Raw genomic sequence first — 26,735 nt, forward strand, 5'->3', positions numbered from 1 at the left:
AAAATTGCGCGCGCCTCAGCGCGCCACGGACTTGAAGAGGCGGTTCTTGTCGAGTGTCGCCGCGTCGGGCGTTTTGGCGTTTTCTTCCGCGCTTGTGGGGGCGCCGGCGTCTTCGAGCGCGGGCCCGGTGTAGCGGCCGCGCGGGCGGATCACCTTGCCCACCCTGAGCTGCTCGATGCAATGCGCGAGCAGCCCCACGCAGCGCGCCGTGGCGAACAGCGCGAACGACGCGTCGCGCGGCAGCTTCAGCTGCGCGGCGAGGGTGGCGAGCGCCACGTCGATATTGGGCTTGAGGCCCGTGAGCGCCACGACCTTCTCGATGAAGGAGGCGAGTTCCGCGGGCGGGTCCAGCACTTCCAGCAGGGCGTCCGCGCGCGGGTCGCCGTCAGGGTAGAGATGGTGCCCGAATCCGGGAATGGGAATGGCCGACTGCAAATGATGGGCGACGACAGGCTCCGCGCCGAGCCGGCCCACGTCGTCGAATACCGCGCGCACGCGGCCCGAGGCGTCGCCGTGCAACGGGCCGGAGAGCGTGGCGAGGCCCGTGAGCAGACAGCCCGGCAGCGAGGCACCGGTGGACGCCGTGATGCGCGCGGCGAACGCCGAGCTGGTGATCTCGTGATCGGCCACGAGCACCATGGCGCGGCGGATCAACTCCGCGCCCTCGCGGCCCTGGCCCCAGCCCAGCGCGAGGCGCTCGTGAAGCGGCGGTGGGGTGGGGTTTGCCGATGGCTCGCTACGCGCGCCGAACGCATGGGCGATGATCGCCACGAGCCGGCCCGCCTCGACGTGCAAGGCCGTGTCGGTGCGCCCAAGCGTCGAGTGGCCGCGCGCCGCGATGGCCGCAAGCGAGGTGAACGCGCATTCCCGGCCGCGCTCGTCGCCGTGCAGGCGCACATCGGCGGCTTCGAACGTCACGTCCGCGCGCGCGTTCCAGAGGAGAGTGGCCACGTCTTCGAGCGTGGCCGACTGCGCCATGGCGATGCTGTCGCGTCCCCGGTAATAGGGGCGGCCCTTCGAGAAGGTGGTGATGCTGCTGTAGATGCACGGCTCCGCGCCGAAGATCGTGCCCGCGGCGAGCGCCTCGCGCTTGCGGCCCACCTGTTTCTTGCGGCACAGGCTGGCGACGTCTTCGGCGCGGTAGAGGCTCTTGCGCGGGTCGTGCGGATCGGGCATGACCGCGATATTGCCGCGGCTTGCGTAGGCATAGACGGTCTGCGCCTGCACGCCGAGTTGTCGGGCGGCTTCAGTCAAGGTGATCCAGTTCGGCATGGCAGACGGGGCAGTGCGAATATCCAGCGGCAATATTGAAGGCTTTTCAGCGAAATGTCATCCCGGCGAGCGCGCGCACGAAGCAGGCGCGCCCGCGAGCGAGTGTCAGAGTTCGATGCGCGAGAGCTTGCCGAGCAGCAGCGAATACGAGAGCGTGCCAAGCAGACAGATTGCACCCATGAGATTGAGCGCCCAGTAGAAGTGCCCGGTGTGCTGCGTGATATAGCCGATCATGAGCGGCGTGGTGACGCCCGCGATATTGGCGGCAAGACTCGTGATACTGCTCGTGAGGCCGACATACTGACGCGGCGCGATTTCGGAAACGGCGGCCCACGACATGGAGCCGATGCCCTGCGCGAAGAAGGCCACGGTGAGAATGGCGATCACGACTTCGTTCGACTCGACGAAATTCACGAGCACGATCGAGGCGCCGAGCATCGTGCCGATGATGAGCGGGGCCTTGCGCGCCGCCGAGATCGACACGCCGCGCCGGATAAAGAAGTCAGAGAGAAAGCCCGCCGAGAGAATGCCTATCGTCGCGCCGATGAAGGGCATGGCCTGGAAAATGCCCACCTTGATCATCGACATGTGGCGCGCTTCGATCAGGTAAGTCATGAACCACGTCGTAAAGAACACGAGCAGCGTGTTGTTGCAGAACTTGCCGAGGCAGATGGCGAGAATCTGGCGATAGCTGAGCAGCTTGAGCGCCATGCGCCAGTCGAACTTCTCGCGCGGCTTGCGTGCAGCAGGCGTTGCGCCCTCGTTGATGTATTGCAGCTCAGCGGCGTTGACCGAGCCATGCTTGTGCGGATCGCGATACATGCGATACCAGACCATGCTGAAGAGAATGCCGAAGCCGCCCGTCACGAAGAACACGGTGCGCCAGCCATAGGCCGAAGAAATCCACAGCAGCAGGCCGGTGAAGAGGGGCGTGCCGATGTATTGCCCCATCACGTACACGCTCGTCGCGAAGCCGCGTTCCTGCACGGGAAACCACAGCGTGACGGCGCGCGTGTTCGAGGGAAAGGCCGGTGCTTCGAGCGCGCCCATGGTGAGGCGCGAGCCAAGCAGCATGTGATAGCCGCTCGCGAGGCCCTGCGTAAGCGTGGCGATCGACCAGCCGACAAGCGAGAGCGCATAGGCCAGGCGCGAGCCGAGCACGTCGGTGAGAATGCCGCCCGGCAGGAGCGCGATCGAATAGGCGAGGCCGAACGCTGCGAACAGCTCGCCCATCTGCATCTTGTTGAGCGCGAGGTCTTTCGAAAGCCCAGGCGCGACGATCCCCAATGCCGAGCGGTCGACGAAGTTGAGCACGGTCGCCACGAGCAGCATCGAGAGCACGAAGTACCGGACCCTCGTGCGCTTTGCACTTTGCGCACTTTCCGCGCTTTGCTCATAAGCCTGGCTTTGCGCGGGCAAGGCTTGTTCCTCTACGACTTTCATCGGTGTCTCCAATATCAGTTCTGACGCCTGCTTTTTTATGTTGGGCGTTCAATACGGGCGCAGCGTTGTGCTACCGGTTATCCGCGGCCGACAAACGGCATGGCGCTCGCCATGATGGTCATGTTGAGCACATTGGCTTCGAGCGGCAGGCTCGCCATGTGCACGACCGCGTTCGCGACGTGCGTCACGTCCATGCGGGCTTCGGGCGCGAGGCGTCCGTCGGCCTGCAGCACACCCTTGTTCATGCGCTCGGTGAGCGGCGTAGCCGCATTGCCGATATCGATCTGGCTGCACGCGATGTTGTATGCGCGGCCATCCAGCGCGATCGATTTTGTGATGCCCGTCACAGCGTGCTTCGTGGCCGAGTAGGCGATGGTGTGCGGGCGCGGCGAATGCGCGGAGATAGAGCCGTTGTTGATGATGCGTCCGCCTTGCGGTGACTGCGCTTTCATGAGCCGGTACGCGGCGCGCGCGCACAGAAACACGCCGGTGAGATTGGTTGCGACGACATCGTTCCAGAAGTCGACCTCGTAGTCTTCCAGCGGCACGGCGCCCGCATTGCGACCCGCGTTGTTGAACAGCACGTCGAGGCGGCCGAAGGTCTGCACGATTTGCGCGAACGCGTGTTCGACCGATGCCGCATCGGCCACGTCTGCGGAAAACGCGTGCGCTTCTCCACCCGCATTGCCGATGACTTCCTTCGTCTCCAGCAGCGGCTCGATCCGGCGGCCGATCAGCGCAACCGCGAATCCGGCATTGGCGAGCGCCACGGCGGTGGCGCGGCCGATGCCGGAGCCAGCGCCCGTTACGGCGGCGAACTTCTTCGATGCAGTCATTGCGCGTCCTCTTCCCGATTCCATTGCACATGGGAAAAGAATTGCATTCGTGTAAGGCGCACAGCAATCTTGATTCGTTGAATCAACATCCGGGCCCCTGATAACTGGGCGCCGGATCAGGGTTTTCCTGATGCGTGGGAAGTGCAGAGCGGCGTGTGCACATGCGTTGAAGCGAATACAGGGACACAGCGTTCGCCAGGACTTGATTCACCGAATCAACATTGACCGGCCGGCAGACGCTTTCGTAGTCTCTCGACGTCTGTCCATACTCAAAGGGAAAAACACCATGCCGGAAAATCAACGCACGAAGCTCCTGATTGCGCGAAAGGTGCCTGCCGCAGTGGCGAAACGCGCCGTGGCCGAGTTCCATGCCTTCGTGACCGACGCCGATATGGACGCGTGGTCCGTGGTCGACTTCTGCAAGCAGCATGCAGTGCCGGCGGTGCTCATCGGCAAGAAGTCGGGCTTGCAGGTGGAACACATCGCCGCGCTGCCTGAGTCGGTGAGGATCATCGCCAATGCGAGCGCGGGCGTCGATCACCTCGACGTGGCCGCTGCGCGCGAACGCGGCATCGTCGTCACGAACGCGCCCGACGCGTTGACCGAATGCACGGCCGACTTCACCATGCTGCTCGTGCTGGCGGCCTGCCGGCGTGCATCGGAGTACGAAAGAATCATGCGCAGCGGCTGGGGCAAATCGTTCGGCATGACCGACATGCTCGGCACGCGCGTGAACGGCAAGTCGCTGGGTATCGTGGGGTTTGGCCGCATCGGCCGGGCGGTGGCGAAGCGCGCGCTCGGCTTCGGCATGCGCGTGATCTACACCGACATCAACCGTGCCGCGCCCGCCGTGGAGAACGGCGCGACGTACTACGCGAGCTTCGGCGAGATGCTGCCGCACTGCGAAGTGCTCACGCTGCATGTGCCGGGCGGCGGCGCGCCGCTGATGACGAGAAAAGAATTCGAGCGTCTGCCGAAAGGCGCGGTGTTCATCAACGCCGCGCGCGGCGGCCTCGTGGATGAAGATGCGCTTTACGATGCCTTGACCTCGGGGCATCTGTTCGGCGCGGGCCTAGACGTGTATCGCAACGAGCCCAATGTCGACCAGCGCTTCGCCAGCCTCGACAACGTCTTTCTCTCGCCGCACATGGCGAGCGCCACGGTGGAAACGCGCGACCAGATGGGCTTTACGGCGCTCGATAACGTGGCCGCCGTGCTGGACGGCCGGCCCGCGTTGAATCGCGTTTGATGCGGGTGGGCGCGGTTCGCTTTAGCTGCGCCCCGAATGCCTGAGGCGCTTGAGCACGAGCACGCAGAGCGCCGGAAGGTGCACGACGCCCATGCCGCATGCGATCACCGCCCACGGCGGCGCGACCGTGCCGGACATCATCGCGCCGATCACGCCGAAGCACAGGCCAGCCAGCAACAGCGTGGTGTGCGCGAGGAGGCGCTTCGGGCCGCGCTCGGTGAAGTGCGGAATGTTCGCGTGGACATACACGACGATCAGCAGGGCGACGGTGGCAACAGCGGGGAACAGCATGTTCGAATCCTCGATTTCAACAGCGATGACGGTAAGGTCTTCGACTGTAGTGGAGGATTGCCGTTGCGTCGATGGCTAGATGGAATCGGGATGGGTTAGCACCAAACCACGCTGTCGTATGCCACCGTACGGCGATATACGTTCTTGCCGCGCCAGCTGGAAAACTCCATATACGCGCATTCCAGCACCAGAATCCAGTTCGTGACCCGCATCGCCGCCCCCAAGGTGTTCCCAGTTGTTCGTTCGACTGCGAGACCAGTCTATGACCGGGGAGCGGCGGACAATGCGGCGAGCAAGGCGCGATATCGCGTCCAGTTCGCCGCATTGCTGAATCATGCGTGCGGCGCGAGCGGCATGAGCACGAAGTCGAACGTGGAGTGCCAGGGCGTGGCGCTGTCGGCCACACGCTCGTACGGCGCGACGAGCGATGCTTTCACGCCGAACACGGCGTCCGACTGCAGGTAGGGATCGTCGCCCACGAAGGTATGCGTGACCACCTTCTGGAAGCCCGGCGCGGTGATGAGGAAATGCATGTGCGCGGGCCGGTACGGGTGGCGGCCGAGGTTTGCGAGCATCTTGCCCACCGGGCCGTCGTGCGGGATCGGGTACGAGACCGGCTTGATGCCGACGAAGCGATAGGCGCCGTCCGCGCCGGTCGTGAAGATGCCGCGGTTGTTCCACCTGGGCTGCACGCCGGGCTGCTGCACGTCGTAGTAGCCGTCGGCGTTGTCGGACCACACGTCGATGCGCGCGCCCTCCACCGGGCGGCCTTCGAGATCGAGCACGCGGCCTTCGAACAGGCAGCGCTCGCCTTTGCCGTCGGCGGTGATGCACGCGCCCATCTCGCGCTCGGGCGCGCCGGCCACGTGGAACGGGCCGAACACGGTGTTTTCGGTGGCGTCACCCGGGCGGCGGTTGTTGATCGCGTCCACGAGCATGGAAAACCCTAGCGTGTCCGAGAGCAGGATGAACTCCTGGCGCTCGGCGCTGCAGAGCTGGCCTGCCGTGGTGAGGAAGTCGATGGCGCTTTCCCATTCCGGCTGCGTGAGCTGCACTTCTTTCGCGAATGCGTGCAGATGACGCACGAGCGCGCTCATCACTTCGCGCAGACGCTCGTCGGCGTCTCCGCCGATACGCGCATTGACGGCCTCGGCGGAGGCGGCTTCGCTGAAGAACTGGGTCATGGTTCGGGGTTACCTGTAGGGTTGCCGCGTGAGCGCGGTGACGTAGAGGCCGGGCCGTAACAACGCGTATTGTGCGCCTGTCGCCATCGGGACCCAAAATCTGGTCCAATGGGCCGATTCGATTCGCTGTTCCCATCCGCCATGCTGAAAAACCTCTGGTACGTCGTCGCTGCCGCCGCGGACCTGCGCGAGCAGTTGCTGCCGGTCACGCTGCTCGGCCACCGTTTCGTCGCGTTTCGCGACGCTCAGGGCCGCGCGCAACTCCTCTCCGATATCTGCGTGCATCGCGGCGCCTCGCTCGCGGCCGGGCGCCGCGTGAACGGCGAGGTGCAGTGCCCGTACCATGGCTGGCGCTATGGCGGCGACGGCGTTTGCACCCACATCCCCGCGCAGCCACAGGCGCGCATTCCGGCGCGGGCGCGCGTGGACGGCTACCCCGTGGTGGAGCGTCACGGCTGGATCTGGGCGTTCGTGGGCGACCTGCCGGAAGCCGAGCAGCCGCCGCTGCCCGATCTCGCCTGGGCCGACGATCCGGGTGTGCGAGTCGTGCACGGCACTTACGCGTGGGAGGCGAACTGGGAGCGGGTGATCGAGAACGGACTGGATTTCGCGCATGCGCCGTTCGTGCACGGGAGTTCGTTCGGCGCGCCCGACCGCCCCGAAATCGACGCGGTCAACGTGAACGCCGACGCCTGGAGCGGCCACGCGCGGCTCGTGATGCGGAGGCCGGTGCGCAAGGGCTGGCTGCGCCGCACACCCACGGGCGACCATGTCGACGTGGTCACGCAAACGGGCTTTCACCTGAGCGGCCCGTGCGCGACGCTCGAACTCACGCTGGCCAACGGCTGGCGCATTCATATCGCGTCGGCGCATGTGCCGGTGGACGCGGGGCGCACGCAGACGTTCTGGATGATGGGCCGCAGTTTCCTGCGCAATCCGCTGTTCGACGGACGTTTTCGCGCGCGCAATCTGCGCATTTTCGAGGAAGACCACGCCGTGCTTCGGCGCATCCGGCCGGTTCGCGTGCCGGAGAGTTGGCAGAACGAGGTGTCGGTGAAGTCGGATGCCTTGCAGATCGCGTTCAGGCAGCGCGTGCGGGCGCTGGCGGAGAGCGGTTGGAGCGTGCCGGAGGTGTCGCAGGCGAGCCGCGTGGCCACGGTGATCGCCTGCCCGATGCGGCGCACGGTGAACACATGGGCGCTGGAGGCGGCCGAGGCCCCCGAGGCACCGTCAATCGCGGCGAACGCCGGGACCACGCCGCCGTGAACTCCGGTATGCCCGCGGCGCGAGTTGCGGCTCCGAACGCCCGTTTACCCGCTCGGAGCCGTCTGCTGGACGACTAAGCTCAGTGACGCGGCGTCACCGGTTCGACCGCCGCCCAGTACGGCTCAGCGCCGTAGTACGCGTGCAGCGTGCTGCCCCAGCTCGCGTCGGCCATGGAGGGCCAGCTGTCCCGGTCGAAGCCTGGCGCTTCTTTCACGCGCTCGGACGACACATTGAGCAGGAAGCACTTGCGGCTCGTGTCGAGCATGAGCGCGCTCCAGGGAATGGCGAGCAGCTTGTCGCCGATGCCGAGAAAGCCGCCGCTCGACATCACCACGTAGGCGACGCGGCCGCTCTGCACGTCGAGCATGATTTCCTTGATCTTGCCGACTTCCTGGCCGTCCGAACTCAGCACGCGGTCGCTGTCGAGCGTGCTGGCGGCCATCACGTCGGGGCCCGGCCCCGCGGCGCTCACGCGGCCCTTGCCGATGATGCGCACGCCATTGCCGGTTGGCATGGGCGGAGGAATGAAGGTGGGCATGATGGTCTCCAGATATGAGGGGGAACAATGTTGAGTCCGGCCAGACTCCCGACGATTCCCGTGTCAGGCGGCAGGCGATGCCGCGGCGGTTCTGGCCGCCTGCTGCGAGATACAGCAAGCGGCGTACCGCGTCGCACCCCTCGATTTGATGCGCCGGCGCGAGGCGCATCGGGGGCGTTCCTGCCTGTTTGGAGACCGCTTTGGAGACCCATGCTGGGCCGCGCCGTCGATGCCTTACGAAGCCGGCTTGGCCGCCATTTGCGCGGTGTCGACGTCGTAGCGCTTCGCCTGCTCGAAGAACGCGCGCTCGGCCGCCTTGTTCATCACCAGAATGCTGATGCGCCGGTTCAGCGGGCTGTCCGCCGTGTCGTGGTCGAGCGGCAGGACGTCGGCGAGGCCGCGCACCTGGAGCAGTTTCTCCTCGCTCAGGTGGCCGGCCACCAGCGCGCGGCGGGCGGCGTTGGCGCGCTCGCTCGAAAGCTCCCAGTTCGAGTAGCCGGCGAGGCCACCCGAGTAGGGCACCGAGTCGGTGTGCCCCGCGATCGATACGCCGCTGTCCACGTCGTTCAGTGCGCTGCCGATCTGCACGAGGATCTCGTACGCGTAGTCTTCGAGCTTCGCGCTGCCGGTCGCGAACATCGGGCGCTTGAGCGAATCGACCAGCTCGATGCGCAGGCCTTCGTCCGTGATCGACATGCGGATCTGGTCGCGGTACGCACGCAACTCCGGCTTGCGCTCGATGAGCGCAGAGAGTTTTTCCTTGAGCTGCGAAAGGCGCGTCTTGTCGACCGCTTCCACGGGCACGGCGTGCGAGAGCGTGGGCTGTGCGTTCGAGCCGCCCACGGCGGGCGTCTTGCTCGAAAGGTCACGGCCGCCGCCTTGCACCACGCTCGGGTTGGGGTTCGCGGCGTCGGGTTTGCTGACGAGCATGGCCGAAAGCGGCGTGTTGAAATACTTCTCGATGCCGTCGCGGTCGTACTGCGACGTCGAGCCGAGCAGCCACATCAAAAGGAAAAATGCCATCATCGCGGTCACGAAGTCGGCATAGGCGATTTTCCATGCGCCGCCGTGGTGGCCTTCGTGGCCGCCTTTCTTGACGCGGCGCACCACGAGCGTGGTCTTGCTGCCCTCGGTGTCGCGCGCGGCGCGCGAGCCTGGAGTACGTTCGGCCATCTCGGGACTCCTAAGCGGCCTTCGGCGTCTTAGTGGCGCGCACCGCTTCGTCGAGCTCCTGGAAGCTCGGACGGTCGGCGGTGAACAGCACCTTGCGGCCGAATTCGACGGCCACGGGCGGCGCGTAGCCGGCGAGCGACGCGAGCAGCACGGCCTTTACGCACTGGAACGGCTTGCTGGCGGCGCGGCCCTTGGCGTTGAGCATGTCGGCGATCGGACCGACAAAGCCGTAGGCGAGCAGAATGCCGAGGAACGTGCCCACGAGCGCACCCGCGATCATCTCGCCGAGCACGGCGGGCGGCTTGCCGACCGAGCCCATGGTGTGCACCACGCCCATCACGGCGGCCACGATGCCGAAGGCGGGCAGGCCGTCGGCCATCTTCTGGATGGCGTTCGGCGCAATCGACACCTCGGAGTGATGCGTGTCGAGTTCTTCGTCCATGAGGTCCTGCATTTCCATGGGATTCACGTTGCCGCTCGACATCATGCGCAGATAGTCGACGATGAAGTCGAGCAGATGATGGTCGGCGAGCACACGTGCGTACTTCTGGAAAATCGGGCTGTTATCGGGCGCTTCGATGTCGGCTTCGAGCGCCATCATGCCTTCCTTGCGCGCCTTTTGCAGCAGTTCGTAAAGGAGGGCGATCAGCTCCAGGTATTGCGCCTTCGTGTAGCCGCCGCCCTTGAAACAGGTGGGCAGCGCCTTGAGCGTCTTGCCGAGCGTGGCGGTGGGGTTGCTCACCACGAACGCGCCCAGCGCCGCGCCGAAAATACACAGGAGTTCGAACGGTTGAACGAGTGCGGGCAGGTGTCCCCCCACGCCCACGAAGCTCCCGATCACCGATCCGAGCACGACGATCCAGCCAATTGCTACAAACATGATGTCTACCTTTTCATTCTCAAAGTACTACGGGTCAATCTGGTCAGGCAGGCTCGACGAGACGCTTGAGCAGCACCTCGTTCGCCGCACGATCCACGTTCAGCAAGGCATCGATTTCACGCGCCGCCATTGCTTTGCCGAAGAAATAGCCTTGCGCGTAGTCGCAGCCTTTCGCTGCCAGCGTGCGCGCGAGTTCCGCGGTTTCCACGCCTTCGGCCACGGTGCTCATGCCGAGGTTCGTGGAGAGCGCGATGATCGCGTCGACGATCTTGGCGCTCTCATTGCACGACGACATCGAAAGCACGAAGGAGCGGTCGATCTTCAGCTTGTCCACCTTCAGCTCGCGCAGGTGCTGCAGGCTCGAATAGCCGGTGCCGAAGTCGTCGAGCGACATGCGCAGCCCCGCGTTGCGGAAGTCCGCGAGCACGGCGCGCGCCGCGTCGAAGTCGTACATCAGCGCCGATTCGGTGATCTCGATCTCCATGCGCTCGGGCGGCATGCCTTCGTCGGCGAGGATCCTGAGCAGCAGCGCCGCGAGTTGCGTATCCTTGAACTGCGCAGGCGATAGATTGAGCGCGAGGTGGTAGCGCGAGGGCCAGCACAGCGCGTCGCGGCACGCGCGCCGCAATATCGAAGCCGTGAAGGCCGGCGAAATACCCATCTGCTCGATGAGCGGCACGAACACCTCGGGCGAGATCCAGCCGCGCTGCTCGTGATGCCAGCGCGCGAGAATCTCGAAGCCGGTGGTCTGGCCGTCGGCGAGGCGCACGAGCGGCTGGTAGAACGGCCGGATCTCGCCGCCCGCGAGCGCTCGGCGCAGGTCCGATTCGAGCGAGGCCTGCAGGCGGAGTTCGTCGTCCATCTTCTGCTCGAAGAAGCGGTACGTACCCTTGCCTTCGCACTTGGCGCGGTACATGGCGATATCGGCGGCGCGCAGGAGCGTGTCCGGGTCGCCGCCGTCGCGCGGGCAGCATGCAATGCCGATGTTCGCGTCCACATTGATGCGCAGCTTGCCGATGTCGATGGGCGCGCGCGTGGCGGCGAGCAGGCGCTGCGCCAGTTCGCTCGCGGCCTCGATGTGGTCGTCGCGATGCACGCGCGCGAGCACGGCGAACTCGTCGCCGCCGAGGCGCGCGACCGTGTCGCCGTCGCGCACCACGCGGCGCAGGCGCGCGGCGATCTCGCACAGCACCGTGTCGCCCGCGGCGTGACCGTGAAAGTCATTCACAGGCTTGAAGCGGTCGAGGTCGATCACGAACACGAGGTAGTCGGGCGAGCGGTGCTGCGTGCGCTCCAGCGCCGCGCTCATTTCCGCCGCGAGCAGCCGCCGGTTGGGCAGGCCCGTGAGCGGATCGTGGCGCGCCAGCGCCTGGGCGTGCGCCTCGGCGGCGCGCGTGGCCTCGTGGGCGATATGCAGCTCGCGGGACTTTTCGCACAACGTATCGAAGGCATGCGCCATCGCGCCGATCTCGTCGGTGCGGTTCATGTCGGGCAATGCGCGCATGTCTTCGCCGTGCGCGAGGCGCACGAGCGAATCGGTCAAGGTATGCAGAGGACGCAGCAGCGTGCGCTCGAGGTAGTGCAGCAGCACGAGGCCAAAGGCGAGCGTGGCGAGCGCGATCGCAAAGGCGGCTTCGAGCGTGTGATGCACGCGCAGGATGCCGCGCTGGACCTGGCCGTGCAGGTTCTCGACAGCCAATTCGCGCGGCGCGGCGGAAACGGTATGACCGTGCGGCGCTTCGGTTTCCCGCGCGGCGCCTTCGTCGTGCCAGGTCGTATCCACGCGTTCGAAGGCATGGCCAAACGCGATCAGCTGGCTTGCAAGCAGCGTGGTTTGCGTGGCGAACAAGGCAAAGAACAGGCCGATGAAGAACTTCGTGCGTGCGCGGATCGAGGCGCGCAACGTTGCGCGCGCACGCACTATCCACGGAAGCGCCGCCGGGGGATTCAAGGCAGCGGCGGGATTGGGCATGGCCGCCGCGGTTTCCTGTCTCATGTCTCGATGTCCGTGTGGCGTTAGATTCTGCGCGTGCGCACCTGCGCCGCGAGGCGGCGCACGGCGTAGTGACGCGACGTGCCAGTAGGCGCATGAGCGCTGCGCGACGGCGCGCGACGCGCACGGGGCGCAGCGCTCATGCGCTCGCTGGCGCCGCAGCCGGCGGCAATACGCGCCGCGGTGGCGATGCGGAGGGTCTGTTTCAGTCGCAGTGTTTGCGCGAGGGTTCTCATGGTGACACCGGAAGGGGTGGAGCTTTGCCCTTTTTACGGCGGTGAAAAAGCGTTGCTGAAGTCGCCAGACATGTTTTTTTTGGGGGCTTGATCGATTTCGCAACACGTTAACCATCCGGTTAAAAACGGCATGTATTTCGGATGGCGAAGCAATTCCGCATCGGTGAAATTACAGGCAGAAGATGCATAACGCCCGTGGGGCCGGGCCACGCGAGCAGCACGGATAGGACGGCCGTGGCGCTCGATGATTGCGCATCCACGCGTATACCGAACGTTCGTGCGCTTAAATTGCGGTTCCTGCATAAGGGAAATGCCTGGCGCGCAAGGCTTTTGCGACATGCGTGGTTCGGGCCTTCCCGCGCTTCAGTTTTTGCTTATTCCGGCCGTAAACCCAGGTAAGGCGCGCCGGTACGGAAAGCGCCATGCAAACCGTATCCGTCCTGCCGGGCCCCCCCACACGATGATCACTGCTCCGCTTCCTCTGGATGAGGACGTCCGCCTTCGGGCGTTGCGGCAACTCGACATACTCGACACCGATCCCGAAGAGGCGTTCGACCGCATCTCGCGGCTCGCCGCCTTCGCGTTCGGCATGCCGATCGTGCTGATCTCGCTCGTGGACGAAGACCGCCAATGGTTCAAGTCGCACCACGGGCTGGCCGCGTGCGAAACGTCGCGCAGCGTGTCGTTCTGTGCTCACGCCGTGCTGAGCAAGCGCATGCTCGTGGTGGAAGACGCCTTGGAAGACGAGCGATTTATCGACAATCCGCTCGTCACGGGCGCGCCGAACATCCGCTTCTATGCGGGCTCGCCGCTGTGTCTCGCCGACGGCCAGGTGGTCGGCACGCTGTGCCTGATCGACGAAAAGCCGCGCACGTTCGATGCAGGACAGGCCGCCGTGCTCGCGGATTTCGCGCACCTCGTCGAACGCGAGCTGGAATTGCGCCGGCAATTGAACCGCTCGCGTACGGCGCACGAGCGCGACCGCCGTTCGCTCGCCATCAGCGAGGCGCGTTTTCGGACCGTGTTCCAGCAAACGCCGATCGGCAAGGCCGTGGTCGATCTCGACGGCCGTTTTCTCGACGTGAATCAGAAGTTCTCGGAGATCATCGGCTACGAGGAGAGCGAGCTGCGCCGCCGCACGTTCGCATCGGTCACGCACCCGGCCGACATCGCCGCCGATCTCGCGCAAGTGGCCGAACTGCTCGCGGGCCGTCAGGCCACCTACGCGATCGAAAAGCGCTATCTGCGGCCCGACGGCCAGGCCGTATGGGTCAATCTCGCGGTGTCGCTCGTGCGCGACGTGTCGGGTACGCCGCTGCATTTCATCGCGGCGGTGCAGGACATTACGAGCCGCAAGAAGAGCGAAGAGGCGCTGCGCAACTATCACGTCGAACTCGAAGAGCGCGTGCGCGAACGCACGGCAGAACTGCGGCGCAGCCGCGACGCGCTGCAGACCATCACCGACAACGTGCCGGCGCTGATCGCCGTGGTTGATCGCGACCTGTGCTACCAGTTCAACAACGAGACCTTCAAGCGCGTGTTCGGCGCGGAGCCGGCGGCGCTGCGCGGGCGCAGCCTGAGCGAAACGCTGCGCCCCGAAGTGTTCGAGCAATTGCAGCCGCTCTTTGCGCGCGCGCTGGCCGGCGAACGCGTGACCTGCGATGAGGTGCGCTATCGGGCCGATGCCGACCGCGTGTGGTCGGCCACCTACATTCCGGCCAAGCGCGAAGGCAAGGTGACGGGCTTCTACGTGATGGCGCACGACGTGACCGAGCAGCGCCGCACCGAGCAACGCCTGCGCGAGGGCGCGCTGATCGACCCGCTCACAGGGCTCGCGAACCGGCGCGCGCTGCAGGAAACGCTGAGCGAACTGCGCGCGAGCGCTGAGCCGTTCGCGCTCTTTTTCATGGACATGGATGGCTTCAAGTCCATCAACGACCGCTACGGCCACGATGTGGGCGACGCCTTGCTCAGGGAGGTCGCGCGCAGGCTCGTCGCCACCGTGCGCACCGGCGACGTGGTGAGCCGCCTGGGCGGCGACGAATTCGTGATAGCGAGCCGCGGCGTGAACGACGCGCGCACCGGCGAGCGCATTGCGGCGGCCATTTGCCGCGAGGTGTCGAAGGCGTTCGTCGTGGCGGGCCGCGTGATCGAGACGAGCGCGAGCGTCGGCGTCGTGCTGACTGGCGCGGGAGGTGCGGCGGGCGTGGTGGACGCAAGGAGCGCCGTGCTCTCGGTCGAGGCCGGGAACAAGGCGCTCGCTGACGATCCGCTTTGTCTTGCCGATGCGGCCATGTATGAAGCCAAGCGCGCGGGGCGCAACACGTGGCGGTTGGCGGCGAACGCTGAAACGATGGCGACGTCGTAAAGCTGCGCAACCCGTTTTCACGTGAGTGATTCGATTGCCGCTAGCGTCTTGCTGGCGGCAAGCGCGGCTCCGCTTCCCTCGCGCGTTCGCTCGCCTTATCTCGCCTGCGGCCTGCGGGCGCCATGCCTTTCCGGCCTCCGCTTCTGCCGGCTTCTTCCTCCAAAACTCAGCAACGTGTTCGATGCGAGCAGCTTCGCTGCCTCTTCGCGCCTCGTTGCGCCAGGTCAAGCTAGTTTTCTCCTGCTTTGCTCGAATAGGGTAAACCCAGGGCGCGATGAAAATTAATTTTCACTAAGATCCGGCCATGTAATTTCATTTACGGCCGCGCCGTCTCACTTACCGTCCCAATTTCCACACACGCATGTCAACCCGACCGTCAACTCCCGACACGCCCGAAGCCGAGATCGTCGCGCGCATCACTGCCGCGATGCCCGTTCTCACGCCGGGCCACCGGCGCATGGCCGAGTACGTGCTCGCAAACCTGTTCCATGCCGCGACCATGCGCATCGACGAACTGGCGGACGCGGTAGGCGCTTCGGTGGCCACGGCCAACCGCTTTGCGCGCGCGCTCGGGTTCGACGGCTATCCGCAGTTTCGCGAGGCGCTCGTGCGAGGCTTCGAGGCCACGCTCGCGCCGGTCGAGCGGCTGCGCAGCGCGCAGGAATCGCCGACCAGCGGCGCCGGGTTGTTCGGCGCCTCGCTGGAGCAGGCCGAGTCGAACCTGCGTTTGTCGCGCCAGTCGATCGACAGCGACGCGGCCGCCGCTGCCGTGGACGCGATTCTTTCGGCGCGTCGCGTCTACGTGATCGGTTCGGGCACGAGCGCGTTTCTCGCCGGGATCATGGAGAACGCGCTGCTGCCGTACCTGGACAACGTGCAGGCGCTGGCTTCGGTCGGCGGCCCCACGCATTCGGCGCGCAGGCTGCTCGGTGCGAACAAGGACGATCTGGTGATCGGCATCGCGTTTCCGCGCTACGTGGACGACACGATCAAACTCTCGCGTCACGCGGCGAAGCTGGGCGCGCGCGTGCTCGCGCTCACCGACAGCATCGACTCGCCGCTCGCACGCTTCGCCGATCTCACGCTGCTGATCCGCTCCGAACGTCGCCTTGCGGCGAACTCGGAAGCCGCCGTGCTGGCCGTCATCGAGGCGCTTTGCGACGCCGTGGCGTTGCGCGCGAAGGATTCCGTCGTCGCCGCGGCGGCCATCACCGAATCGGTGCTGCCGTGGCTCAGCTCGACCTCGGCGCAGGCATCAGCCGCGCCTGGCGCTCCGTCTTCCCCAACGAAAAAGAAGTCATGAAATCGAACGCAGTCATTGCTATTCACGGCGGCGCCGGCACGATCCTGCGCGCATCGATGGCGCCCGAAGTCGAAACCCGGTATCTCGACGCGCTGAACCGCATTCTCGCGGCTGGCCAGCGCATCCTCGCAGATGGCGGCAGCGCGCTCGACGCAGTCGAGGAAGCGGTGCGCCTGCTCGAAGACTGTCCGCTATTCAACGCGGGCCACGGCGCAGTGTTCACGTCAGCGGGCACGCATGAACTCGACGCCTCGATCATGGACGGTCGCACGCTCGAAGCGGGCGCCGTGTGCTGCGTGAAGCGCGTGCGCAATCCGGTGCTGGCGGCGCGCCGCGTACTGGAGAAGAGCGAGCACGTGCTGTTCACGGGCGAAGGCGCGGAAGCGTTTGCGGCGGCCCAGGGCCTCGAATTCGTCGATCCCGCCTACTTCCACACCGATGCGCGCTACCGCCAGTGGCAGCTCGCGCGCGGCGAGGCGCGCGCGATGCTCGATCACGATGGGGCAACGCTCGAAGCGAAGGCGGCAGCAAACGCATCGGCAGACAGCCTGCCGCACGAGCCGATCGACCCGAATCGCAAGTTCGGCACGGTGGGCGCGGTGGCGCTCGACGCGCACGGCCACCTCGCGGCGGCGACTTCAACGGGCGGCATCACGAACAAACAGGTGGGCCGCGTGGGGGACGCGCCGCTGATCGGCGCGGGCTGCTATGCCGACGACGCCACCTGTGCGGTATCTACCACGGGATCGGGCGAAATGTTCATGCGTATGGTCGCGGCCTATGACGTGGCGGCGCAAATGAAATATCGTGGTGTTTCGTTATCCGAAGCATCAACGAACGTCGTGATGGAGCAATTGCCGCGCATCGACGGCCGGGGCGGCCTGATCGCCGTGGATGCACAAGGCAACGTGGTCCTGCCGTTCAACACCGAAGGCATGTACCGTGGCTACGCGCGCGTGGGCGAAGCGCCCGTTGCGTCGATCTACGATTAAGCGGCGCATCGTTTTGCGCACCAAACGAAGGAATCCTCATCGTGCAGATGTCCTCGAAGCCTCCTGATATCGCGCCGGCCGGCGGAAAGGCTGCGCTGCCGCCGAATCGCGTGATCGACGTCCGCGATCTCAGCGTGTCGTTCAAGCGCGGCGCGGGCGCGTTCGAAGCCGTGCGCAATCTGTCGTTCCACGTCGACCGGGGCGAGACGCTCGCCATCGTCGGCGAATCGGGCTCGGGCAAGTCGGTCACATCGCTTTCGCTGATGCGGCTCGTTGAGCACGGCGGCGGCCGCATTACGGGCGGCAGCATCGACCTGCGCCGCCGCAGCGGCAGCGTGCTGGATCTCACGCGTGCGAGTGGCTCGACCATGCGCTCGGTGCGCGGCGCGGACATCGCGATGATCTTCCAGGAGCCGATGACTTCGCTGAACCCGGTGTTCACGGTGGGTAACCAGATCAGCGAGGCGATCGCGCTGCATCAGCAGATGAACGCCGCGCAGGCGCGCGCCGAAACGCTGCGCCTGCTCGACCTCGTGCGCATTCCCGAGGCGCGCCGCGTGATGGACCGCTTCCCGCATCAGCTTTCGGGCGGCATGCGCCAGCGCGTGATGATTGCGATGGCGCTCTCGTGCAAGCCTGCGCTCCTGATCGCCGACGAACCGACCACGGCGCTCGACGTGACGATCCAGGCGCAGATCCTGCAGCTCATTCGCGGCCTGCAGGACGAGATGGATATGGGCGTGGTCTTCATCACGCACGACATGGGCGTCGTGGCTGAAGTGGCGGACCGCATCCTCGTGATGTATCGCGGCGAGAAAGTGGAAGAGGGCGCATCCGATGCGCTGTTCGCTGCGCCTTCGCATCGCTACACGCAGGAGCTGCTCGCCGCCGTGCCGAAACTTGGCGCGATGCAGGGTACCGACTTGCCGGAGAAGTTCCCGCTGCTTTCGACGAGCGAAGCGGCACGCCCGGTTGCTACGTCAGACCTTCCGGCGAACGCGCCGAACACCCAGGCGGCGCCGGTCCTGCGCGTGCGCGATCTCGTCACGCGCTTTCCGGTGCGCAGTGGTTTGTTCGGCAAGGTCACGGGCCGCGTGCATGCGGTCGAAAAAGTCAGCTTCGATCTTCACGCTGGCGAAACGCTCGCGCTGGTGGGCGAATCCGGTTGCGGTAAATCGACCACGGGCCGCTCGTTGCTGCGGCTCGTAGAGAGCCAGAGCGGCACGATCGAATTCGGCGGCCGGAATATCAGCACCCTCACTGGCCCCGCGCTGCAAACGTTGCGCCGCGATATCCAGTTCATTTTTCAGGACCCGTTCGCCTCGCTCAACCCGCGCCTCACGGTGGGCTTCTCGATCATGGAGCCGCTGCTGGTGCACGGCATCGCGAAGGGCGCAGAGGCGCAGGCCCGCGTGGAATGGCTGCTCGATCGCGTGGGCTTGCCGAAGTCGGCGGCGGGGCGCTATCCGCACGAATTCTCGGGCGGCCAGCGTCAGCGCATTGCGATTGCACGCGCGTTGTCGATGAACCCGAAAGTCGTGGTCGCCGACGAATCGGTGTCGGCGCTCGACGTATCCGTGCAGGCGCAGATCGTCAACCTGATGCTCGACCTGCAACAGGAGCTTGGCGTGGCGTATCTCTTCATCTCGCACGATATGGCGGTGGTGGAACGCGTGAGCCATCGCGTCGCGGTGATGTATCTGGGGCAGATCGTCGAGATCGGCCCGCGCCGCGCCGTGTTCGAGAACCCGCAGCACGCCTATACGAAGAAGCTCATGGGCGCGGTGCCGATCGCCGATCCGGCACGTCGCCACGCGAAGCGCGTGCTCGCGGCCGACGAACTGCCGAGCCCGATTCGCGCACCCGGCGACGAGCCGCAGGTCCTGCCGCTCGTGGCGGTCGGCCCCGATCACTTCGTTGCGAAGCATCGGGTGGGCGGCGCGTACTGAATACGCCGCCATGCCACGCAAGTGTTCGCTGTTTAGCTGGAATATTTCGCCGAGTCGTCAAGATTCATTGCTATGGAGACCTGATTGATGAAAGAAGTCAAAACATGGATGAAGGGCAGCGCGCTCGCACTCGCGCTGATCGCGGGCGCGACTGCCGTACAAGCCGCCGAGCAGCGCGCCGTGATGGCCGTCGATTCGACCTTCTCGACGCTCGACCCGTACGACGCCAACGACACGCTCTCGCAGGCGGTTTCGAAGTCGTTCTACCAGGGCCTGTTCGGTTTCGACAAGGATCTGAAGCTCACCAATGTGCTCGCCACGAGCTATGAAGTGAGCGGCGACGGTCTCGTCTATACCTTCAAGCTGCGCGAAGGCGTGAAGTTCCAGGACGGCACCGACTTCAACGCGGCGGCTGTGAAGGCGAACTTCGACCGCGTGACGGATCCGGCGAATCACCTGAAGCGCTACAACATGTTCCGCCGCATCGCGAAGACCGAAGTGGTCGATCCGTACACGGTGAAGGTCACGCTGAGTGCGCCGTTCTCGGCGTTCGTGAACGTGCTCGCGCATCCGTCGGCGGTGATGATCTCGCCTGCGGCCATGAAGAAGTGGGGCAAGGACATCGGGCTGCATCCGGTGGGCACGGGCCCGTTCGCATTCGTGAAGTGGGACCCGGCGGGCGACCTCGTCGTGCACAAGTTCGACGGCTACTGGAAGAAGGGCTACCCGAAGATCGACGAGATCGACTGGAAGCCGGTGGCCGACAACAACACGCGCGCGGCGCTCATGCGCACCGGCGAAGCGGACTTCGCCTTCCGCATTCCGTTCGAGCAGGCGAGCGCATTCCAGTCGAACCCGAAGGTGGACCTGATTGCCACGCCCTCGATCATCCAGCGCTATATCAGCCTGAACACCGCGAAGAAGCCGTTCGACAACCCGCTCGTGCGCCAGGCGCTGAACTACGCGATCAACAAGGACGCGCTGGCCAAGGTGGCGTTCGCGGGCTATGCGCTGCCTTCGGACGGCGTGCTGCCGCAAGGCGTGGATTATTCGGTGAAGCTCGGCCCCTGGCCGTACGATCCGGCCAAGGCGCGCGAACTGCTCAAGCAGGCCGGTTACCCGAACGGCTTCGAAACGACGCTGTGGTCGGCGTATAACAACTCGACCGCGCAAAAGGCCATTCAGTTCGTGCAGCAGCAGCTCGCGCAAGTGGGCGTGAAGGCGAACGTCGAAGCGCTCGAAACGGGCACCGCGGTCGCGCGCGTGGAAAGCGCGCAGGACCCGGCAACGGCGGGCGTGCGCATGTATTACATCGGCTGGTCGTCGTCCACGGGTGAGGCGGACTGGGGCATCTCGCCGCTGCTTGCTTCGGCATCGTGGCCGCCCAAGCTCATGAACACGGCGTACTACAAGAACCCGGCGGTCGATGAGGACCTCGCGAAGGCGCTCGAAACGACGGACCGCGCGCAAAAGACGGCGCTTTACGCCGACGCGCAAAAGCGCATCTGGGCCGACGCCCCGTGGGTGTTCCTCGTGAAGGAGAAGGTCGTGTACGCCCGCAGCAAGCGCCTCGCCGGCGCGTATGTGGCGCCCGACGGCTCGTTCAACTTCGACGAGATCTCGATTCGCTAACGCGTTGCGCGCCGCGCCGGAACGTTCGAGTCCGGCGCGGTGCAAACGCCCCGATGCAGTAACGCGCTCATGCTGAATTTCATTGTCAAACGCTCGCTGGGTCTGCTGCCGACGCTCCTGATCGTCGCGGTCCTTGTGTTCCTGTTCGTGCACCTGCTGCCGGGCGACCCGGCGCGCCTCGCGGCCGGTCCCGAAGCGGACGACGCCACGGTCGCGCTCGTGCGCGCCGATCTCGGCCTCGACCAGCCGCTGCCGCAGCAGTTCCTCCATTTCTTCGTGCGCATCGCTCACGGCGACTTCGGTGTTTCGATGCGCAGCAAGCGCCCCGTCATCACCGAAATTGGCGAGCGTTTCATGCCCACGCTGCTGCTCACGCTCACCAGCATGGTCTGGGCCGTGGTGTTCGGCATGGCGATCGGCATCGTCTCAGCCGTGTGGCGCAATCGCTGGCCCGATCGCATCGGCATGGCGCTCGCGGTGTCGGGCATTTCGTTTCCGGCGTTCGCGCTCGGCATGGCGCTCATGGAACTGTTCTCGGTGCACCTGGGTTGGCTGCCCGTGGTGAGCGACGGTTCGTGGCGCAGCTACGTGCTGCCGTCGGTCACGCTCGGCGCGGCGGTGGCCGCGGTGATGGCGCGCTTCACGCGCGCTTCTTTTGTCGAGGTGCTCAACGAGGACTTCGTGCGCACGGCGCGTGCGAAGGGCGTGGCCGAACAATGGGTGGTGATCAAGCATTGCCTGCGCAACGCGATGATTCCCGTCGTCACGATGATGGGGCTGCAATTCGGCTTCCTGCTGGGCGGCTCGATCGTCGTGGAGGTGGTATTCAACTGGCCGGGCCTCGGGCGGCTGCTCGTCGATTCGGTTGCGATGCGCGATTACCCCGTGATTCAGGCCGAAGTGCTGTTGTTCTCGCTCGAGTTCATCGTCATCAATCTGATCGTGGACGTGCTGTACGCGGTCATCAATCCGACCATTCGATTCAGGTGAGCCCGTCATGAGCACGACCCTAAACGTTGACGCACGCGCAGAAGACGAAGCGATCCGCACGCCGTGGCGCGAATTCTGGCGCAAATTCCGCAAGCAGCACGTCGCGCTCGGCGCGGGCGCGTTCGTGCTGCTGCTGGTGGTGATCGCGGTGTTCGCGCCGCATCTCGTGCCTTACGACCCGGAAAATTACTTCGACTATGACTCGCTCAACGCGGGTCCATCGGCGGCCCACTGGTTCGGCGTGGACGCGCTGGGCCGCGATATTTTCAGCCGCATTCTCGCGGGCACGCGCATTTCGCTCGCGGCGGGCTTTCTTTCGGTGGCGCTGGGCGCCGTGGTCGGCACGTTCTTCGGCTTGCTCGCAGGGTACTACGAAGGCTGGTGGGATCGCATCACCATGCGGGTAGCCGATGTGCTGTTCGCATTCCCAGGCATTCTGCTCGCCATCGGCGTGGTGGCGATCCTCGGCAACGGCATGATCAACGTGGTCTGTGCCGTGGCGGTGTTCAGCATTCCGGCGTTCGCGCGGCTCGTGCGCGGCAATACGCTCATGCTCAAGCACCTCACGTATGTCGAGGCCGCGCGCAGCATTGGCGCGTCGGACTGGACGATCATCATGCGCCATATTCTGCCGGGCACGGTGTCGTCCGTGATCGTGTATCTGACCATGCGTATCGGCACGTCGATCATCACAGCGGCGAGCCTGTCGTTCATCGGCCTTGGCGCGCAGCCGCCCACGCCGGAGTGGGGTGCGATGCTCAACGAGGCGCGCGCGGATATGGTGACGGCGCCGCATATCGCGCTGTTCCCGAGCCTCGCCATTTTCCTCACCGTGCTCGCGTTCAATCTCTTGGGCGACGGCCTGCGCGACGCACTCGACCCGAAACTGGACCGCGCATGAGCGACTATCGGGGAGATGCCGCGCCGCATGTCGGCACACTGGCGAGCGGCGCAACGGGAACGATTGCCGACGTCAGCGGCGTGCGCGTCGGCCATTGCACGCTCGATGCGGGCGACGTGCAAACCGGCGTGACCGTGCTGCTGCCGCATGCAGGCGACCTCTTTCGCGAGAAGGTGCCGGCGAGCGCTTGTGTGATCAACGGATTTGGCAAGAGTATAGGGCTCATGCAGCTCGAAGAATTGGGCGTGCTCGAAACGCCGGTTGCGCTGAGCAACACGTTTGCGGTGGGCGCGCTCGCGCAGGCGCAGATTCGCGCGGCGGTCGCGGCGAATCCGCAAATCGGGCGCGGCCTGCCGACCGTCAATCCGCTCGTGTTCGAGTGCAACGACGGTTACCTGAACGATATTCAGGCGCTGGCGGTTCAAGAGGAACACTATCTCGCGGCTTGCGCCGCCGCGAACGCCGACTTCGCGCGCGGCAGCGTGGGCGCAGGCCGCGGCATGTCGAGCTTCGACCTGAAGGGCGGCATCGGCACGGCGTCGCGCGTGGTGCAGGCGACGGGCGTGCAGTACACCGTGGGCGCGCTCGTGCTGGCGAACTTCGGCCGCTTGCCGATGCTGACGATTGACGGCGTGCCCGTGGGGCGCGAGCTTGCGGCGCGCGCCGCATCGAATCGCGCGACGCAGGAGCCCGAGAAGGGCTCGATCATCATGCTGATCGCCACGGACGCGCCGCTCGACGCGCGGCAGCTTCGGCGCGTTGCGATGCGCGCGGCAGCGGGTCTTGCGCGCACGGGTTCCGTCTATGGACACGGCAGCGGCGATATCGCCATGGCGTTCAGCAACGCGTACACATTGGCGCACGACGCGCCGACCTACGCGTTGCCGCCGTTGCTCGCCGACTCGCAGCTCGACCCGCTGTTTCAGGCAAGCGCCGATTGCGTCGAGCAAGCGATTCTCGACGCCTTGTGGAGCGCAAGCACCGTGCAGGGCCGCGATGGCCACACGCGTCTCGCGCTGCGCGAAGCGGCGCCCGATCTCGCCGCTCTGCTTTCAGGCGGAGCGCAAGCGTGAAGGTCCTCATTTCGGTCGATATCGAAGGCATCGGCGGTGTCTTCAACGTTCAGCAAACGCGTGCAGGCAACGCCGAGTACGAACAGGCGCGCCGCTGGATGACGCTCGAAGCGAACGCGGCCGTGGAAGGCGCGTTCTCGGGCGGTGCGAGCGAAGTGTGGGTCAACGATTCGCATGGCGGCTTCAACAACCTGCTGCTCGACGAGATCGATGCGCGAGCCCGCGTGATACTCGGCAAGCCGCGCACGCTTGGCATGATGGCGGGCCTCGAGCACCGGCCCGCGCTCGTTTTCATGATCGGCTATCACGCCATGGCGCAAAGCCGCGGCATGCTTGCGCACACCATCAACAGCTTTGCGTTCGCGCGCGTGCTTGTGGATGGCGTGGCGACGGGCGAGGCGGGGCTGTATGGCGCGCTTGCGCAGGAGTACGGCGCACGTGTGGCGCTGCTGAGCGGTGACGATGTGTTCGAGGGCGAAACGCGGCCCGCTTTTCCCGATGCGAAATTCGTCGTAGTGAAGCGCGCCGGCGGCCACGCGAGTGGAGACCTGCTGACGCCCGCCGCGAGCCGCGAATGGATTCGTGATGCGGCGCGCGAAGCCGTCGGGCGGGTCGCACGCGACGGCGCGTGGTGGGACCGCGCGTGCGCCGCGCAGCGTGTGCGCACGTGCGAGCTGCACACGCAGACGACTGCCCTGGCCGACCTCTTTGCGCAGTGGCCGGATGTCGAGCGCACGGCGGGCTGCGTGATCCGGTTTGCGGCGCCCACCGCCGAGTTTCTCGTGCGCACGCTCAATAGCTTGTCGGCGATGTCGGCAGTGCTGCGGTGAAGCGGCCGTTGTTCCTCAGATTGTGCAACTAACTGTCAGCCCCACCACACGTCACCCAACGGACCGGCGGCCTCGCCGCCAATCCGCGAAAAAGCCTGTCGCTCAACCCGTGAGGTCTTCCTCCAGGCGGTCGAACACCCGCTGCGTCGCCCCGCGCGCATGCAGCGCGAACAGCAGCAGCGAGCGGCCCGTCACCTGATACATATCGCCGGCCTCGAATTCGGGCAACTCGTCGCGCACGGGCATATTCGTGTCGATGAGGCAGTTCCACTGATCGTTGCCCGGCACGGAAGGTAGCGTGAATTCCACCACGTCGTGATAGGCGTTGAGCACGATCAGCATGGTCGCATCCGAGGCGAGGCGCATGATGCCACTCGTTTGCGATCGTCCATCGATCAGCATGCCGAAGCAACGCATGGCCGAATCGTCCCACTGCTCCTGAGCGAGCGGCACGCCTGCGGGCGAGAGCCATTCGACGTCGGTGACGTCGAGCGTAGCGTTGTGCTCGCCGATGAGAAAGCGGTTGCGTCGCAGCACCGGCAGCGCATGGCGCAGCGCGGTGAGCTTGCGCACGAAGTCGGCGAGCGCGCGGCCCGTGTCGTCGATGCCATCCCAGTCTACCCAGCTCACCTCGTTGTCCTGGCAGTACGCATTGTTGTTGCCGCGCTGCGTGCGGCCGAACTCGTCTCCTGCGAGCAGCATCGGCGTGCCCTGCGAAAGCAGCAGCGTGGCGAGGAAGTTGCGCTTCTGGCGCTCGCGTAGCGCGCGGATTTCGGGGTCGTCGGTCGGGCCTTCCGCGCCGCAGTTCCACGAGAGATTGTCGCCGTGGCCGTCGCGGTTCTCTTCGCCGTTGGCTTCGTTGTGACGGTCGTTGTACGAAACGAGATCGTTCAGCGTGAAGCCGTCGTGCGCAGTGACGAAGTTCACGCTCGACCATGGTCGCCGACCGCGCCGGTTGAAGCTGTCGCCCGAAGCGCACAGGCGCGTGGCGAGTTCGGGGGCCTTGCCCTCGTCGCCTTTCCACCAGGCGCGCGCGGTGTCGCGAAAGCGGTCGTTCCACTCCATCCACCCGGGCGGGAAGCCGCCCACCTGGTAGCCGCCCGGGCCGCAGTCCCAAGGCTCGGCAATCAGCTTCACACTCGCGAGAATCGGGTCCTGGCGGCAGCTGTCGAGAAAGCCGCCGCCTTCGTCGAAGCCGTAGGGCTCGCGCCCGAGGATCGTCGCGAGGTCGAAGCGAAAACCGTCCACGCCCATCTCCAGCACCCAGTAGCGGAGGCTGTCCGTAACCATCTGCAGCACGCGCGGGTGCGAGAGATTGATCGTATTGCCCGTGCCGGTGTCGTTGATGTAGTAGCGCCGGTCTTCGGGTAGCCGGTAGTACGAAGCATTGTCGATGCCGCGAAACGAGAGCGTGGGACCGAGTTCGCTGCCTTCGGCCGTGTGGTTGTAGACCACGTCAAGTATTACTTCGAGCCCCGCCTGGTGCAGGCGGTCGACCATGTTCTTGAACTCGTCGATCGAGCCGTGCGCGCCCACCGAGTAGCGCGGGTCCGGCGCGAAGAAGCCGATGGTGTTGTAGCCCCAGTAGTTCGTGAGACCGCGTTCGAGCAGGTGCGAGTCATTCACGAAGGTATGGATGGGCAGCAGCTCCACGGATGTCACGCCTAGCCCGCGGATATATTCGAGCACCGGCGTTTGCGCGAGCCCCGCGAAGGTGCCGCGCTCTTCGTGCGGCACATCGGGATGGCGGATCGTGAAGCCGCGCACATGCGTTTCGTAGATGATCGTGCGTTCGCGCGGCACACGCTCGCGCATCGGGTGGTGCCATGTGAAGCCCTGATCGACCACGCGGCAGCGTGGCACATAACGCGCGCTGTCTCGCGTGTCGAACGAAAGATCGCCGTCGGGACTCCCGATCGTGTAGCCGAACACGGCCGGATGCCAGCGCAATGCGCCCACGTGCGCCTTCGCATAAGGATCCAGCAGCAGCTTGTTCGGGTTGAAGCGATGGCCCGCCTGCGGATCGTACGGCCCATGTACGCGATAGCCATAGATGGCACCTGGTTCGAGCTCGGGCAAATAGACGTGCCACACCTCGTCGGTGTATTCGGGCAACTCGATGCGTTCGAGTTCGCGCAGGCCGCTCTTGTCGAAGAGACACAACTCGACCTTGGTAGCGTTCGCGGAGAAGAGCGCGAAGTTCACGCCGCGGCCGTTCCAGGTGGCGCCGAGCGGGAACGGCTGTCCTTCTACGATGCGGGTGGCGGTTTTTTTCTTCATGGGCTCGTCGATTGGGGACGCGATGGTGCGCGCCACCAATGCCGTTGCGCGCGAGG

21 protein-coding genes are annotated in these 26,735 nt (G+C 65.6%); 11 read left to right on the forward strand and 10 right to left on the reverse strand.

The annotated features are described in order from the left end of the window. Nucleotides 1-15: 15 nt before the first annotated feature. The 3 genes from E1N52_RS00400 to E1N52_RS00410 form a co-directional block, all read right to left on the reverse strand. Nucleotides 16-1,272, reverse strand: a complete 1,257-nt coding sequence (locus E1N52_RS00400) for a citrate synthase (protein ID WP_133179158.1) — start codon at nt 1,270-1,272, stop codon at nt 16-18. Between the two features lie 105 nt (nt 1,273-1,377). Further along, nucleotides 1,378-2,715, reverse strand: coding sequence for an MFS transporter (locus tag E1N52_RS00405; protein ID WP_133179160.1), 1,338 nt, complete (start codon nt 2,713-2,715; stop codon nt 1,378-1,380). 77 nt (nt 2,716-2,792) lie between these two features. Further along, complete coding sequence (locus E1N52_RS00410; protein WP_133179162.1) at nt 2,793-3,551, reverse strand: SDR family oxidoreductase; 759 nt, start codon at nt 3,549-3,551, stop codon at nt 2,793-2,795. 286 nt (nt 3,552-3,837) lie between these two features. Between E1N52_RS00410 and E1N52_RS00415 the strand changes: the two genes are divergently transcribed. Beyond that, on the forward strand, nt 3,838-4,800 hold the full coding sequence (locus E1N52_RS00415) for a 2-hydroxyacid dehydrogenase (protein ID WP_133179164.1): 963 nt from the start codon (nt 3,838-3,840) through the stop codon (nt 4,798-4,800). A gap of 21 nt (nt 4,801-4,821) precedes the next feature. Here the strand turns inward: E1N52_RS00415 and E1N52_RS00420 are convergent, their stop codons facing one another. Further along, nucleotides 4,822-5,091 (reverse strand): hypothetical protein, encoded by a 270-nt coding sequence (locus E1N52_RS00420; RefSeq protein ID WP_133179166.1) that lies wholly within the window; start codon nt 5,089-5,091, stop codon nt 4,822-4,824. A gap of 332 nt (nt 5,092-5,423) precedes the next feature. Then, nucleotides 5,424-6,275, reverse strand: coding sequence for an intradiol ring-cleavage dioxygenase (locus E1N52_RS00425; protein ID WP_133179168.1), 852 nt, complete (start codon nt 6,273-6,275; stop codon nt 5,424-5,426). A gap of 141 nt (nt 6,276-6,416) precedes the next feature. On the opposite strand from E1N52_RS00425, the gene E1N52_RS00430 reads away from it, so the two are divergent. Continuing rightward, nucleotides 6,417-7,541, forward strand: coding sequence for an aromatic ring-hydroxylating dioxygenase subunit alpha (locus tag E1N52_RS00430; RefSeq protein ID WP_133179170.1), 1,125 nt, complete (start codon nt 6,417-6,419; stop codon nt 7,539-7,541). Nucleotides 7,542-7,620: 79 nt separating this feature from the next. Here the strand turns inward: E1N52_RS00430 and E1N52_RS00435 are convergent, their stop codons facing one another. From E1N52_RS00435 to E1N52_RS00450, 4 genes are all read right to left on the reverse strand, one after another. Next, the gene (locus E1N52_RS00435) at nt 7,621-8,079 is read right to left on the reverse strand and encodes a PRC-barrel domain-containing protein (protein WP_246088897.1); all 459 of its coding nucleotides are present in this window, start codon (nt 8,077-8,079) and stop codon (nt 7,621-7,623) included. Between the two features lie 234 nt (nt 8,080-8,313). Continuing rightward, a complete protein-coding gene (gene motB, locus E1N52_RS00440; RefSeq protein WP_133179172.1) occupies nt 8,314-9,252 on the reverse strand; it encodes a flagellar motor protein MotB in 939 nt (312 codons plus the stop codon). Nucleotides 9,253-9,262: 10 nt separating this feature from the next. Then, on the reverse strand, nt 9,263-10,132 hold the full coding sequence (motA, locus tag E1N52_RS00445; RefSeq protein ID WP_133179174.1) for a flagellar motor stator protein MotA: 870 nt from the start codon (nt 10,130-10,132) through the stop codon (nt 9,263-9,265). A gap of 43 nt (nt 10,133-10,175) precedes the next feature. Then, nucleotides 10,176-12,128, reverse strand: a complete 1,953-nt coding sequence (locus E1N52_RS00450) for a putative bifunctional diguanylate cyclase/phosphodiesterase (RefSeq protein WP_165979302.1) — start codon at nt 12,126-12,128, stop codon at nt 10,176-10,178. Nucleotides 12,129-12,821: 693 nt separating this feature from the next. Here E1N52_RS00450 and E1N52_RS00455 point away from each other — a divergent pair. The 9 genes from E1N52_RS00455 to E1N52_RS00495 all read left to right on the forward strand — a co-directional run bounded on the left by E1N52_RS00455 (nt 12,822) and on the right by E1N52_RS00495 (nt 24,399). Then, on the forward strand, nt 12,822-14,729 hold the full coding sequence (locus E1N52_RS00455; RefSeq protein ID WP_133179178.1) for a PAS domain S-box protein: 1,908 nt from the start codon (nt 12,822-12,824) through the stop codon (nt 14,727-14,729). A 361-nt stretch (nt 14,730-15,090) separates the two neighbouring features. Then, complete coding sequence (locus E1N52_RS00460; protein WP_133179180.1) at nt 15,091-16,032, forward strand: MurR/RpiR family transcriptional regulator; 942 nt, start codon at nt 15,091-15,093, stop codon at nt 16,030-16,032. Beyond that, nucleotides 16,029-17,024, forward strand: a complete 996-nt coding sequence (locus E1N52_RS00465; RefSeq protein ID WP_133179182.1) for an isoaspartyl peptidase/L-asparaginase family protein — start codon at nt 16,029-16,031, stop codon at nt 17,022-17,024. Before E1N52_RS00460 ends, E1N52_RS00465 begins: the two co-directional genes overlap by 4 nt. Before the next feature lie 47 nt (nt 17,025-17,071). Beyond that, nucleotides 17,072-18,973, forward strand: a complete 1,902-nt coding sequence (locus tag E1N52_RS00470) for a dipeptide ABC transporter ATP-binding protein (RefSeq protein WP_133179763.1) — start codon at nt 17,072-17,074, stop codon at nt 18,971-18,973. Between the two features lie 87 nt (nt 18,974-19,060). Then, entirely contained in the window at nt 19,061-20,605 is a 1,545-nt protein-coding gene (gene gsiB, locus E1N52_RS00475) for a glutathione ABC transporter substrate-binding protein GsiB (protein ID WP_133179183.1), read from the forward strand. 69 nt (nt 20,606-20,674) lie between these two features. Next, nucleotides 20,675-21,595, forward strand: coding sequence for a glutathione ABC transporter permease GsiC (gene gsiC, locus E1N52_RS00480; protein ID WP_133179185.1), 921 nt, complete (start codon nt 20,675-20,677; stop codon nt 21,593-21,595). A 7-nt stretch (nt 21,596-21,602) separates the two neighbouring features. After that, nucleotides 21,603-22,496 (forward strand): glutathione ABC transporter permease GsiD, encoded by an 894-nt coding sequence (gene gsiD / locus E1N52_RS00485; protein ID WP_133179187.1) that lies wholly within the window; start codon nt 21,603-21,605, stop codon nt 22,494-22,496. After that, the gene (locus E1N52_RS00490) at nt 22,493-23,569 is read left to right on the forward strand and encodes a DmpA family aminopeptidase (protein WP_133179189.1); all 1,077 of its coding nucleotides are present in this window, start codon (nt 22,493-22,495) and stop codon (nt 23,567-23,569) included. The genes gsiD and E1N52_RS00490 overlap by 4 nt, the downstream gene beginning before the upstream one ends. After that, complete coding sequence (locus tag E1N52_RS00495) at nt 23,566-24,399, forward strand: M55 family metallopeptidase (protein ID WP_133179191.1); 834 nt, start codon at nt 23,566-23,568, stop codon at nt 24,397-24,399. Before E1N52_RS00490 ends, E1N52_RS00495 begins: the two co-directional genes overlap by 4 nt. A gap of 102 nt (nt 24,400-24,501) precedes the next feature. Here E1N52_RS00495 and glgX read toward each other — a convergent pair whose 3' ends face one another. Beyond that, entirely contained in the window at nt 24,502-26,679 is a 2,178-nt protein-coding gene (gene glgX / locus E1N52_RS00500; protein WP_133179193.1) for a glycogen debranching protein GlgX, read from the reverse strand. Nucleotides 26,680-26,735 lie beyond the last annotated feature (56 nt).

Origin of the sequence: Paraburkholderia guartelaensis, assembly GCF_004353905.1 — a bacterium.
Taxonomy (GTDB): domain Bacteria; phylum Pseudomonadota; class Gammaproteobacteria; order Burkholderiales; family Burkholderiaceae; genus Paraburkholderia; species Paraburkholderia guartelaensis.

Bases quoted from the DNA above. Each gene is read 5' to 3' on its own strand.
- E1N52_RS00400 (WP_133179158.1), bottom strand. From the start codon at position 1,272: ATGCCGAACTGGATCACCTTGACTGAAGCCGCCCGACAACTCGGCGTG.
- E1N52_RS00405 (WP_133179160.1), bottom strand. From the start codon at position 2,715: ATGAAAGTCGTAGAGGAACAAGCCTTGCCCGCGCAAAGCCAGGCTTAT.
- E1N52_RS00410 (WP_133179162.1), bottom strand. From the start codon at position 3,551: ATGACTGCATCGAAGAAGTTCGCCGCCGTAACGGGCGCTGGCTCCGGC.
- E1N52_RS00415 (WP_133179164.1), top strand. From the start codon at position 3,838: ATGCCGGAAAATCAACGCACGAAGCTCCTGATTGCGCGAAAGGTGCCT.
- E1N52_RS00420 (WP_133179166.1), bottom strand. From the start codon at position 5,091: ATGCTGTTCCCCGCTGTTGCCACCGTCGCCCTGCTGATCGTCGTGTAT.
- E1N52_RS00425 (WP_133179168.1), bottom strand. From the start codon at position 6,275: ATGACCCAGTTCTTCAGCGAAGCCGCCTCCGCCGAGGCCGTCAATGCG.
- E1N52_RS00430 (WP_133179170.1), top strand. From the start codon at position 6,417: ATGCTGAAAAACCTCTGGTACGTCGTCGCTGCCGCCGCGGACCTGCGC.
- E1N52_RS00435 (WP_246088897.1), bottom strand. From the start codon at position 8,079: ATGCCCACCTTCATTCCTCCGCCCATGCCAACCGGCAATGGCGTGCGC.
- motB (WP_133179172.1), bottom strand. From the start codon at position 9,252: ATGGCCGAACGTACTCCAGGCTCGCGCGCCGCGCGCGACACCGAGGGC.
- motA (WP_133179174.1), bottom strand. From the start codon at position 10,132: ATGTTTGTAGCAATTGGCTGGATCGTCGTGCTCGGATCGGTGATCGGG.
- E1N52_RS00450 (WP_165979302.1), bottom strand. From the start codon at position 12,128: ATGAGACAGGAAACCGCGGCGGCCATGCCCAATCCCGCCGCTGCCTTG.
- E1N52_RS00455 (WP_133179178.1), top strand. From the start codon at position 12,822: ATGATCACTGCTCCGCTTCCTCTGGATGAGGACGTCCGCCTTCGGGCG.
- E1N52_RS00460 (WP_133179180.1), top strand. From the start codon at position 15,091: ATGTCAACCCGACCGTCAACTCCCGACACGCCCGAAGCCGAGATCGTC.
- E1N52_RS00465 (WP_133179182.1), top strand. From the start codon at position 16,029: ATGAAATCGAACGCAGTCATTGCTATTCACGGCGGCGCCGGCACGATC.
- E1N52_RS00470 (WP_133179763.1), top strand. From the start codon at position 17,072: ATGTCCTCGAAGCCTCCTGATATCGCGCCGGCCGGCGGAAAGGCTGCG.
- gsiB (WP_133179183.1), top strand. From the start codon at position 19,061: ATGAAAGAAGTCAAAACATGGATGAAGGGCAGCGCGCTCGCACTCGCG.
- gsiC (WP_133179185.1), top strand. From the start codon at position 20,675: ATGCTGAATTTCATTGTCAAACGCTCGCTGGGTCTGCTGCCGACGCTC.
- gsiD (WP_133179187.1), top strand. From the start codon at position 21,603: ATGAGCACGACCCTAAACGTTGACGCACGCGCAGAAGACGAAGCGATC.
- E1N52_RS00490 (WP_133179189.1), top strand. From the start codon at position 22,493: ATGAGCGACTATCGGGGAGATGCCGCGCCGCATGTCGGCACACTGGCG.
- glgX (WP_133179193.1), bottom strand. From the start codon at position 26,679: ATGAAGAAAAAAACCGCCACCCGCATCGTAGAAGGACAGCCGTTCCCG.